This is a genomic window from Geodermatophilus africanus (assembly GCF_900107105.1).
Lineage (GTDB): Bacteria > Actinomycetota > Actinomycetes > Mycobacteriales > Geodermatophilaceae > Geodermatophilus > Geodermatophilus africanus.
In genome coordinates, this window is the sequence record NZ_FNOT01000040.1 from 1 (window position 1) to 8,296 (window position 8,296).

The 8,296-nt window shown below is 74.2% G+C and carries 8 protein-coding genes and 1 rRNA gene; all 9 read right to left on the reverse strand.

What is annotated here, in order from left to right:
• Positions 1–255, reverse strand: a 16S ribosomal RNA gene (locus BLW63_RS25740); the annotation flags it as partial.
• Positions 256–714: 459 nt separating this feature from the next.
• Entirely contained in the window at positions 715–1,998 is a 1,284-nt protein-coding gene (gene tyrS / locus BLW63_RS25745) for a tyrosine--tRNA ligase (protein WP_091162482.1), read from the reverse strand.
• The gene (locus BLW63_RS25750; protein WP_244522816.1) at positions 1,995–2,675 is read right to left on the reverse strand and encodes a DNA-3-methyladenine glycosylase; all 681 of its coding nucleotides are present in this window, start codon (positions 2,673–2,675) and stop codon (positions 1,995–1,997) included. The genes tyrS and BLW63_RS25750 overlap by 4 nt, the downstream gene beginning before the upstream one ends.
• Entirely contained in the window at positions 2,639–4,216 is a 1,578-nt protein-coding gene (gene argH / locus BLW63_RS25755; protein WP_244522817.1) for an argininosuccinate lyase, read from the reverse strand. The genes BLW63_RS25750 and argH overlap by 37 nt, the downstream gene beginning before the upstream one ends.
• Positions 4,213–4,749, reverse strand: a complete 537-nt coding sequence (locus BLW63_RS25760; RefSeq protein ID WP_091162484.1) for an arginine repressor — start codon at positions 4,747–4,749, stop codon at positions 4,213–4,215. The genes argH and BLW63_RS25760 overlap by 4 nt, the downstream gene beginning before the upstream one ends.
• Before the next feature lie 64 nt (positions 4,750–4,813).
• Positions 4,814–5,758, reverse strand: a complete 945-nt coding sequence (argF, locus tag BLW63_RS25765; protein WP_091162487.1) for an ornithine carbamoyltransferase — start codon at positions 5,756–5,758, stop codon at positions 4,814–4,816.
• Positions 5,755–6,936: an acetylornithine transaminase gene (locus tag BLW63_RS25770; RefSeq protein WP_091162488.1), complete on the reverse strand. Its 1,182-nt coding sequence runs from the start codon at positions 6,934–6,936 to the stop codon at positions 5,755–5,757. Before BLW63_RS25770 ends, argF begins: the two co-directional genes overlap by 4 nt.
• Positions 6,933–7,994: an acetylglutamate kinase gene (gene argB / locus BLW63_RS25775; protein ID WP_244522818.1), complete on the reverse strand. Its 1,062-nt coding sequence runs from the start codon at positions 7,992–7,994 to the stop codon at positions 6,933–6,935. The genes BLW63_RS25770 and argB overlap by 4 nt, the downstream gene beginning before the upstream one ends.
• A partial coding sequence (locus BLW63_RS25780; protein ID WP_170856717.1) for a bifunctional ornithine acetyltransferase/N-acetylglutamate synthase occupies positions 7,991–8,296 on the reverse strand: 306 nt, incomplete at its 5' end. The genes argB and BLW63_RS25780, both read right to left, overlap by 4 nt.

Sequence of the window (8,296 nt, forward strand, 5' to 3'; positions counted from 1 at the left end):
CCCCACCAACAAGCTGATAGGCCGCGGGCCCATCCCCAGCCGGAAACCCTTTCCACCACCAGACCATGCGGTCAGCGGTCACATCCGGTATTAGCCCCAATTTCTTGGAGTTATCCCAGAGCCGGGGGCAGGTTGCCCACGTGTTACTCACCCGTTCGCCACTCATTCCCCACCGAAGCGGGTTCAGCGTTCGACTTGCATGTGTTAAGCACGCCGCCAGCGTTCGTCCTGAGCCAGGATCAAACTCTCCGTAGATGAATCGATCCGGGCGAGAACCGAGAACAGGCGCTCTCGAAATCCATCAACCCAAAGAAACCCACAAAGGGGTTATACAACTTGGCACTGACTTTCGGCACGCTGTTGAGTTCTCAAAGAGCGGACGCTCGCGACACCCGGCCGGTGGGGCCTTCGATCACGGCGGCTGTTCCACGTTACGCCGCTCGCTGTGTCCGTCAAGCGGCGGGTCCAGGACCCGCGCCTGGCGATCGGAGCGGCGGCACCCGGTGCAACCGACGTCCCCCGGACTGTGTGCCCAGGGCCCGCTCGGTTGCCGGGCAGGCGGCGCCTGGTCCGACCCGCGGGCGGAGAGTTCCTCTCCGTCCCGCTCCGGTCTCGCCGGGCGCAGAGAGAAAGTTACGTCCGTGTCGTCCGGGCTGTCAAACCGCCGTGTGGTGATGCCCGACACCAGCGCGGAACCCCGCCGTCACACGCCGTTCACACGCCCTCGGGCCGCTGCACCCCGGCCACGGCGCGCTTGCCCCGGCGCAGCACCAGCCAGCCCCCCGGCAGCCAGTCGGACTCCGCCGGGACGGCGTCGGCGTCGGTGACGCGCTGGTTGTTCAGGTACGCGCCGCCCTCCTTCACCGTGCGTCGGGCCTCGGACAGGCTGCTGACGAGCCCGGTGCGCTGGAGCAGGGCGGCGACGGTCGGCGTCTCGCCGTCCACGGTGACGCTGCCGGCCTCCCGGAGCGCGGCGCCCAAGGCTTCCGGGCCCAGAGCGGTGAGGTCGTCGCGGCCGAACAGCGCCCGGCCGGCGGCCTCCGCCTGGCTGAGCTCCTCCTCGCCGTGCACGAGGCGGGTGAGCTCCTCGGCCAGCGCTCGCTGCGCGGCACGAGCGGCCGGCCGCTCGACGGACTCGGCGAGCAGCGCCTCGACCTCCTCGGCCGGTCGCTCCGAGTACAGCGGAAGCCAGGCGCGGGCATCGGCGTCGTCGGCGTTGAGCCAGAACTGGAAGAAGGCGTACGGCGAGGTGAGCGCCGGGTCCAGCCAGACCGCACCACCCTCGGTCTTGCCGAACTTCGTGCCGTCGGACTTGGTGACCAGCGGGGTGGACAGCGCGTGCACCGTCGCTCCCTCGGTGCGGCGGACCAGGTCGATGCCGGCGGTCAGGTTGCCCCACTGGTCCGATCCGCCTGTCTGCAGCGTGACGCCGTGGCGGCGGAACAGCTCGCGGTAGTCGTTGGCCTGCAGGATCTGGTAGCTGAACTCGGTGTAGCTGATGCCGGCCTCGGAGTTCAGCCGGGCGGCGACCGCCTCCTTCGCCAGCATCCGGCCGACCCGGAAGTGCTTGCCGATCTCGCGCAGGAAGTCGATGGCGGAGAGCGGCGCCGTCCACTCGAGGTTGTCGACGTAGACCGGCGCCTTCAGGCCGTCCCGCTGCGCCGGCACCTCGAGGAAGGGCGCGACCTGGGTGCGGATGCTGTCGACCCAGGCGGCGACGGTGTCCCGGTCGTTGAGCTGGCGCTCGGCGGTGGGTCGGGGGTCGCCGATGAGACCGGTCGCCCCGCCGACGAGGACGACGGGCTGGTGGCCGGCCCGCTGCAGCGCCCGCAGCACCATGAACTGGAGCAGGTGACCGACGTGCAGGCTGGGCGCGGTGGGGTCGAAGCCGGCGTAGTAGGTGACCGGTCCGTCGGCGAGGTGCTTGCGCAGCGCCTCCTCGTCGGTGTTCTGGGCGATCAGCCCGCGACGGTGCAGCTCGTCGATCACGTCGGTCACGGGACACCATCCTGCCCGGCGCGCCGGGACCGGGGTCTCCCACCCGGGCGGAAGGGGCTGACCGAGGCCGCCCCGCTCTCCCAGAACCGCCACGGCAGCTCGGTGGCCAGGCTGATCCCCACCCGGGGGCCGGCCGAGACCTGCGCCGGCGGGTCGCCGCGGTGCAGCCGCACGGGGGACGACGGGTCGAGCAGGTCGGCGTCCTTGTCGTCGGGACCGATGGCGAGGGCCTGCGTCAGCCGGGCGGGGCCGCGGGCGAGGTCGCGGGCCGTGCGGGCGGTGGGACGGCGGGCGGCGGCCAGCTCCTCCCCCACCACGACGTCCCCGGCGCGCAGCAGCACCGCGGAGCCCTGGCCCTCGGCACCCACCACGACGTTGGCGCACCAGTGCACGCCGTAGCTGAAGTAGACGTAGAGCCGCCCGGGCGGGCCGAACATGACCGCCACCCGCGGCGTGGGCCCGCGGTGCGAGTGCGCCGCCGGGTCGGTGCCGTTCCCCGCGTAGGCCTCGACCTCGGTCAGCCGGAGCGCCACCCGGCCGGCGGGGCGGTCGGTGACCAGCCAGCAGCCGAGCAGCGTCGGTGCCACCGCCTCCGGCGGCCCGAGCAGCTCGCCGGAGGTCAGCGGCGGCCCGGGGTCGTTCAGAGCGCGGCCGCCACGGGCGAGGACGACGCCCACGCGGTGTGCGCTCGCGCGAGCTCGCCCAGGGATGCCAGTTGCTCGGCCACCCGCTCGGGCGCCGTCCCCCCGCGGGCCCGGCGGGCCGCCAGCGCGCCCGGGACGGAGAGCACCGTGCGGACGTCGGGCGTCAGCTCCGGCGCGACCTCGGCGAGCTGGGCGTCGGAGAGCTCGTCGAGCTCGAGGCCGCGCTGCTCGCAGTAGGCCACCATGCTCCCCGAGATCTCGTGCGCCGAGCGGAAGGGGACGCCCTGGCGGACCAGCCACTCGGCGACGTCGGTGGCCAGCGCGAAGCCCTGCGGCGCGGCGGCCTCGAGCACCTCCGGCCGCAGCGTGAGGGTCGCGACCATGCCGGTGACCGCGGGCAGCAGCAGGAGCAGCTGCTGCATGGAGTCGAAGACCGACTCCTTGTCCTCCTGCAGGTCGCGGTCGTAGGCCAGCGGCAGGCCCTTCAACATGGTGAGCAGGCCGGTCAGGTTGCCGACGAACCGGCCGGACTTGCCGCGGGCCAGCTCGGCGATGTCGGGGTTCTTCTTCTGCGGCATGATCGACGAGCCGGTCGCCCAGGCGTCGTCGAGCCGGGCCCAGCCGAACTCGGTCGACGTCCAGAGCACGACCTCCTCGCCCAGCCGGGAGAGGTGCACGCCCAGCAGGGCGGCGGCGAAGCAGAACTCGGCGGCGAAGTCGCGGTCGCTCACGCCGTCGATGGAGTTGTCCGACGCGCGGTCGAAACCCAGCTCGGCAGCCACGGCGTCGGGGTCCAGCGGCAGCGACGAGCCGGCCAGCGCGCCGGAGCCGTAGGGGCTGACGGCGGTGCGGCGGTCCCAGTCCTGCAGCCGGTCGACGTCCCGGGCGAAGGCGTGCGCGTGGGCGAGCAGCTGGTGGGCGATGAGGACCGGCTGGGCGTGCTGCAGGTGGGTCATGCCGGGCGCGGCGACGTCGCGGTACCGGTCAGCCAGCCCGACGAGCGCGGCCTCCAGCGCGGCCACCTCCCCCACCAGGGCCCGGACGGTGTGCCGGAGGTAGAGGCGCAGGTCGGTGGCGATCTGGTCGTTGCGGCTACGGCCGGCGCGCAGCTTCCCGCCGAGTGCGCCGAGCTTCTCGGTGAGACCGCGCTCCAGGGCCTCGTGCACGTCCTCGTCGGCCTCGACGGCGGTGAACGTGCCGGCGGCGACCTCGGCGGAGAGCTCCGTGAGCGCGCCGACCATCTGCTCGAGCTCGTCGCCGGTGAGCAGCCCGGCCCGGTGCAGCACGCGGGCGTGCGCCCGGGACCCGGCCAGGTCGTAGGGGGCCAGCTGCCAGTCGAAGTGCGTGGACCTGGACAACGCTGTGAGCGCGCCCGATGGCCCTCCGCCGCCGAAGCGGCCGCCCCAGAGCCGGGTCTGCGTGGCGGGGGTGCCGGGTCCGGCGGCGGTGGGCGTGGCGGGGGTGCCGGGTCCGGCGGCGGTGGGCGTGGCGGGGGTGCCCGGTCCGGCGGCGGTGGGGGTGGCGGGAGTGCCGGGTCCGGCGGTGGTGGGCACAGCGGGGTCGGCCGGGCTCACGGTGCGGGGTCCTCCAGGTCGGTTCCGGGTGCGGCCGTCGGGGCCGGGCCGCGCGCGGCCATCGCCCGCAGCCGGTCGGCGAGGGCGGCCCCGCCGTCGGGACGGCGGGAGACGACCAGCAGAGTGTCGTCCCCCGCGATCGTGCCCAGGACGTCGGGGAGGCCGACCTTGTCGATCGCGGAGGCCAGGAACTGCGCGGCACCCGGCGGCGTGCGGACGACGGCCAGGTTGGCGCTGCCCTCGGCGGAGGTCAGCAGGTCGCCCAGCAGCCGGGTGAGCCGGGCCGGCGCGGCCTGCGCCGGGCGCAGCGGGGCGTTCTCCGGCGGCAGCACGTAGGACGCCGGGGCGCCGTCGGAGCCGCGCAGCTTGACCGCGCCGAGCTCCTCGAGGTCGCGGGAGAGGGTGGCCTGGGTGACCTCGATCCCGCCCTCGGCCAGCAGCGCGGCCAGCTGTGTCTGCGATGTGACCGGCTGGACCTCGATGAGCTCCCGGATGCGGGCCTGACGGGCCGACCGGGTCAGTGCGGTGGTCACCCGGATCGCTCCGGGCGTCGCGGGGGACGCGGCCCCTCCGGGGCGTGGCCGGTGGCGGCCGGTCTCACGAGTTCTCCAGGAGCCAGATGAGGACGGCCTTCTGCGCGTGCAGCCGGTTCTCCGCCTCGTCCCAGACCGCGCTCCGCGGCCCGTCGATGACGTCGGCGGCGATCTCCTTGCCCCGGTAGGCCGGCAGGCAGTGCAGGACGACGGCGTCATCGGCGGCCCGGGCGAGCGCGGCGCCGTCCACCGCGTAGGGCAGGAACGGCGCGATGCGGGCGTCGTGCTCGTCTTCCTGCCCCATCGACACCCAGGTGTCGGTGACCAGGACGTCGGCGCCGTCGGCGGCGGCCGCTGCGTCGTCGGTCCAGCGCACCGAGCCCCCGGTTTCGGCGGCGATCTCCCCAGCCTTCTTCAGCACCGCCGGGTCGGGCTGGAACGACTCGGGTGACCCGATGCGCACGTGCATGCCGGCCGTGGCGCCGCCGAGCAGGTACGAGTGCGCCATGTTGTTGGTGCCGTCGCCCAGGTAGCTCATGGTCAGCCCGGCCAGGGCGCCTCTGCGCTCGACCACCGTCTGGAGGTCGGCGAGGATCTGGCAGGGGTGGAACTGGTCGGTGAGCGCGTTGACCACCGGCACCCGGCTGGCCGTGGCCATCGCCTCGATGCGGTCCTGGCCGAAGGTGCGCCAGACGATCGCGGCGACCTGCCGGTCGAGCACGCGGGTGGTGTCCTCGATCGGCTCGCCGCGGCCGAGCTGGCTGGTGGCGGCGTCGATGACCAGCGGGTACCCGCCGAGCTCGGCGACGCCGACGGAGAAGCTCACCCGGGTGCGGGTGGAGGGCTTGTCGAACAGCACCGCCACCGCACGCGGCACCCCGTTCGGGGCCCGCAGCGGGGTGGGCGCGGCCTCGGTGTGCCGGGTGCGCTTGAGCTCGGCGGCGAGGGCCAGCACCTCGGCCTGCTCGGCGGGACCGAGGTCGTCGTCCCGCAGGAAGTGGCGGGTCACTCCTGCCCCGCCGCGTCCAGGGCCGCCGGCAGGGCGGTGATGAAGGCGTCGACCTGGGCGTCGGTGAGCACCAGGGGTGGCGCCAGCCGCAGCACGCCGGGGGCCACGGCGTTGGCCAGGAACCCGGCGTCGCGCAGCGCGGTCTCCAGGGCGGCGGCGACCGGTGCGGTGAGGACGACGCCGAGCAGGGCACCCCGCCCCCGGACGCCGCTGATGCCCGGGTGGGCCAGGCTCTCGATGCCGGCGGTGAACCGGTGTTCGAGTTCCTTGGCGCGCTCCAGCAGGCCCTCGTCGCGGATGGTGTCCAGCACGGCCAGCGCGGCGGCGGCGGCGATCGGGTTGCCGCCGAAGGTGGAGCCGTGCGAGCCGGCCTGCAGCAGCTCGGCGGCGGGGCCGAAGGCGAGGGTGGCGCCCAGCGGGAGCCCGCCGCCGAGGGACTTGGCCAGGGTGATCACGTCGGGGGCGACGCCGTCGGCGGAGGAGGCGAACCAGTGCCCGGTGCGGCCGGTGCCGGTCTGCACCTCGTCCACGGCGAACAGCGCCCCGGCGGCGGCCGCCGCGGACGCCGCCGCGGCCAGGTAGCCCGGCGGGGCGGGCCGCACACCGCCCTCGCCGAGCATCGGCTCGAGCAGCACCATCGCCGTCCGCTCCGAGACGGCGCTCCCCAGTGCCTCCGCGTCGCCGTAGGGCACGTGAGCCACGCCGCCGGGCAGCGGGGCGAACGCCGCGGCCTTGGCCGGCTGCCCGGTGAGCGCCAGGGCGCCCATGGTGCGGCCGTGGAAGGCACCCTCGGCGGTGATCACCTGGGTGCGGCCGGTCAGCCGGGACAGCTTGAAGGCGGCCTCGTTGGCCTCGGCGCCGGAGTTGCAGAAGAACACCCGTCCCGGGCGGCCGGCCAGCTCGATCAGCCGCTCGGCCAGCGCCAGGCCGGGTTCGTGCATGGCCAGGTTGGACACGTGCCCCAGGGTGGCCGCCTGCTTCGTGATGGCCTCGACGACCCGGGGGTGGGCGTGGCCGAGGATCGTGGTGGCGATGCCGCCGAGCAGGTCGGTGTACTGCCGCCCGTCGACGTCCCACACCGTGGCCCCGGCGCCGCGGGCCAGCGCCACCGGCGGGGCCTTGTAGTTGCTCATCATCACCGCCGACCAGCGGCCGGCCAGCTCCTCCGTGCGGGTCATGCCGGCTCCTCTCCGGTGGTGGCGCGGGCGGGGACCACCATGGTCCCGGTGCCCTCGGTCGTGAACATCTCCAGCAGCAGCGCGTGCGGGGTCCGGCCGTCGACGACGGTGGCCCGCTTCACCCCGCCCTCGACCGCCCGCAGGCAGGCGGCCATCTTCGGCACCATCCCCGAGTCCAGGCTCGGCAGGATCTCCGCGAGCTCACCGGCGTCGATCTGCTGCACCAGGGAGTCGCGGTCGGGCCAGTCGGCGTAGAGGCCCTCCACGTCGGTGAGGACCACGAGCTTCACCGCGCCCAGCGCGACCGCGACCGCCGCGGCCGCGGTGTCGGCGTTGACGTTGTGCACCACGCCGTCCGTGTCGGGGGCGACGCTGGCGACCACCGGGATGTGCCCGGCCTCCAGCAACGCGGTGACGGGGGTGGGGTCGACGGCCGCGACGTCGCCGACCAGACCGACGTCGACCTGCTCGCCGTCCACCGTCGCGAGGGTCCGCTCGGCGGTGAACAGGCCACCGTCCTCGCCGGAGAGGTGCACAGCCATCGGGCCGTGCTGGTTGATCAGCCCGACGATGTCCGGGCCGACCTGGCCGGTGAGCACCATGCGGACGACCTCGATCGTCTCCTCGGTGGTGACCCGCAGGCCGCCGCGGAACTCGCTGGCGATGCCGAGCCGGCCGAGCATCTCGGTGATCTGCGGGCCGCCGCCGTGCACGACGACCGGGAGGATGCCGCAGGTCCGCAGGAACACCATGTCCTCGGCGAAGGCGCGACGGCAGTCCTCGTCGACCATCGCGTGCCCGCCGTACTTGATGACCACGACGTTGCCGTGGAACTCCTTGAGCCACGGCAGCGCCCCGGTCAGGACCGCCACCTTGCGGGCGTCGCCCTCCGGGTCGTCGGTGCGCATGACCCGGTTGGTGCCGATGCGCCTGCGGACGGCGGGCACCGTCGGCGGCGCCTCGTCGATGCGGACGTCGGGCGGGGTGGGGTCCTGGGCGGCCGGGTCGTGCGTGGTGGTCACGTGCGGCTCGGGGTCGGGTGCTGCCAGGTCGCTCATGTGGAGTAGGCCGAGTTCTCGTGCACGTAGGCGATGGACAGGTCGTTGGTCCAGATGGTGGCCTGCTCGGACCCGGCGCCCAGGTCGACGTCGATGCTGATCGCCCGGCCGGTGAGGTCCACGCCCTCCCGCGGGTCGCCGATCGCGCCACCCCGGCAGACGGTGACCCCGTTGATGGTCACGTCCACCCGGTCGGGCGCGAACGCGGCGTCGGTGGTGCCGATCGCGGCCAGCACCCGCCCCCAGTTCGGGTCGTTGCCGAACAGCGCGGTCTTGAGCAGGTTGTTGCGGGCACACGCCCG